The 1624-nt window shown below is 44.7% G+C and carries 3 protein-coding genes; all 3 read left to right on the plus strand.

The features are described 5' to 3' along the window. Positions 1-22 precede the first annotated feature (22 nt). On the plus strand, positions 23-460 hold the full coding sequence (locus H6S82_RS32355; protein WP_322111910.1) for an ATP synthase subunit I: 438 nt from the start codon (positions 23-25) through the stop codon (positions 458-460). Between the two features lie 61 nt (positions 461-521). Next, the gene (atpB, locus tag H6S82_RS32360; protein ID WP_190465117.1) at positions 522-1283 is read left to right on the plus strand and encodes a F0F1 ATP synthase subunit A; all 762 of its coding nucleotides are present in this window, start codon (positions 522-524) and stop codon (positions 1281-1283) included. Positions 1284-1460: 177 nt separating this feature from the next. After that, a partial coding sequence (locus H6S82_RS32365; RefSeq protein WP_191057435.1) for an ATP F0F1 synthase subunit C occupies positions 1461-1624 on the plus strand: 164 nt, incomplete at its 3' end.

Here is a 1624-nt window from a genome sequence, read left to right on the forward strand (position 1 = left end):
CTGATTTGCAAGTCCCCGAACCTTGTCAGACTCATCTCATCAACCCACCAGCACAAATGGGGAAGTTCTGCAACCCGATTCGCCGAAATCAAAACCCAGCGAATCAATGCAGGAATACTACAGCCTGCAACAAGAGTTGCTCGTAGCTACCCTAGCTTGCACAGGGATTATTTTTATTTCTGTGTGGATTTTTTACAACCTCAACATTGCCCTAAACTATTTGATTGGGGCGTGCACAGGTGTGGTTTACTTGAGAATGTTGGCTAAAGATGTTGAGCGACTTGGCAACGAGAAACAGCGTCTGAGCAAAACTCGGTTCGCCCTGTTTATTGGGTTGATTATAATAGCAACTCAATGGCGTCAGCTACACGTTATCCCCATATTTTTGGGATTTCTGACATACAAAGCCGCGCTCATCATCTATACAGTGCGAACAACCCTGCCTTCTGACTCCAAATAAGTCAGATACGCTGGGAATCATCCCCAAACTCGTATCTTGGGAAAACTTCCTGAACGGAAAAATGCTCAGTGTCTTAAATCCCTTTAATTGTTTTACACTTGCCTCATTGGAAGTAGGACATCACTTCTACTGGGAGTTGGGCAATCTGAAAGTGCATGGGCAAGTTTTTCTCACCTCCTGGTTTGTTATCGGTCTTCTGGTGCTAGCTTCTCTAGCGGCTACTAAGAACATCCAGAGAATTCCCAGCGGCATACAAAATTTTATGGAATACGCCCTGGAATTTATTCGGGATTTGGCTAAAAACCAGTTGGGAGAAAAAGAGTACCGTCCTTGGGTGCCCTTTATTGGCACGTTGTTTTTGTTTATCTTCGTGTCGAATTGGTCGGGAGCTTTAATTCCCTGGAAGCTGATAAAGTTACCAGAAGGAGAGCTAGCTGCCCCCACTAATGACATCAATACCACAGTAGCCTTGGCATTACTAACTTCACTGGCGTATTTTTACGCTGGTTTTAGTAAGCGCGGTTTAGGGTACTTTAAGAAGTATATTGAGCCGACACCGGTTTTATTGCCGATCGCGATTCTAGAAGATTTCACCAAGCCCCTTTCCCTCAGCTTCCGTCTATTCGGGAACATTCTGGCGGATGAACTGGTAGTAGCCGTGCTGGTACTCCTAGTTCCTCTGTTTGTACCGCTGCCAGTGATGGCGTTAGGTTTGTTTACTAGCGCAATTCAAGCCCTAGTATTTGCCACCTTAGCAGCCGCCTACATTCACGAGGCGATGGAAGGGCATGGTGGTGAAGAGCATGAGGATCATTCTCATTAGGAAAGATTGCAGAAATAAGGAAGAATAGAATTATTCATTCTCCTTTTCTCGCATCTGACAAAATATCCTCAGTTGATGAATTTGGTGTTTTGGATTAAGTAAAAAATCTCAAATCCAATTCGCGCCAAATCGAAAACCCAAAATCGTTTGTTTTGTAGTCAAGGTAAGTAAAAAATCATGGATCCATTGATTGCTGCTGCTTCCGTTTTAGCTGCTGCTCTAGCAATTGGTTTGGCTGCTATTGGCCCTGGTATCGGTCAAGGTAATGCGGCAGGTCAAGCTGTGGAAGGTATTGCTCGTCAACCTGAAGCTGAAGGCAAAATTCGCGGTACTCTGCTGTT

Source organism: Planktothrix sp. FACHB-1355, from assembly GCF_014748295.1.
Taxonomy (GTDB): Bacteria; Cyanobacteriota; Cyanobacteriia; order Cyanobacteriales; family Aerosakkonemataceae; genus Aerosakkonema; species Aerosakkonema funiforme_A.

Bases quoted from the DNA above. Each gene is read 5' to 3' on its own strand.
- atpB (WP_190465117.1), top strand. From the start codon at position 522: ATGCTCAGTGTCTTAAATCCCTTTAATTGTTTTACACTTGCCTCATTG.